This window comes from Glutamicibacter sp. 363, assembly GCF_052379505.1.
In the GTDB taxonomy this organism is placed as follows: Bacteria; Actinomycetota; Actinomycetes; order Actinomycetales; family Micrococcaceae; genus Glutamicibacter.
In genome coordinates, this window is sequence record NZ_JBQSYR010000110.1 from 1 (window position 1) to 252 (window position 252).

Here is a 252-nt window from a genome sequence, read left to right on the forward strand (position 1 = left end):
AGTCAATCTCTGGTCTCTCACGCAGGGTTGTCGGTGCTGACCAGCTTCCTGAACGCGGTGGACTTCCGCAGGCTCTGCGAAGACAGGTTCAGCCAGTTCGTACCCGCTACCGCAACGCACCGTCCAGGCAAGATCCTCGGCGCACTGGCCCTGTCCTTGGCGGCCGGCGGTGAACAAGCCACAGATATTGACCAGCTACGAGCCGCACCAGAACTCTTTGGCTCAGTAGCGTCGGATGCCACGATCAGCAGG

Annotated in this window: 1 protein-coding gene; it reads left to right on the forward strand. The window is 61.1% G+C overall.

Annotated features, from left to right (window positions below):
* The coding region (locus ACT3UA_RS19070; protein WP_444617911.1) for a transposase at positions 1–252 on the forward strand (252 nt) is incomplete at both ends.